Source organism: Streptomyces sp. P17 (assembly GCF_032436805.1).
Classification (GTDB): Bacteria; Actinomycetota; Actinomycetes; order Streptomycetales; family Streptomycetaceae; genus Streptomyces.
The window spans coordinates 1-266 of the sequence record NZ_JAVRBF010000922.1; the positions used below are offsets into that span (position 1 = coordinate 1).

At 40.6% G+C, this 266-nt stretch carries 1 protein-coding gene; it reads left to right on the plus strand.

Translation table 11 applies throughout. From position 1 onward, the window contains the following. The coding region (locus RMT89_RS43455; RefSeq protein ID WP_315889272.1) for a biosynthetic peptidoglycan transglycosylase at positions 1–266 on the plus strand (266 nt) is incomplete at both ends.

Below are 266 nucleotides of genomic sequence, written 5' to 3' on the forward strand. Positions count from 1 at the left end.
CAGAAATTGGTGGCGAGAATCGTGAAGAAGCTACTGCAGAGCAGATTCCACAAGTCTTAAAAGATGCTGTTACTTCCATTGAAGACCAACGTTTTTACACACACATTGGAATTGACCCAATTCGGATTGTTGGTTCTTTCATCAGTAACTTAAGGGCCGGTGGTATCACGCAAGGTGGTTCTACTATTACTCAGCAATTGATTAAGTTATCTGTCTTCTCAACGAAAGAAGAAGACCAAACCTATAAACGTAAAGCACAAGAAGCT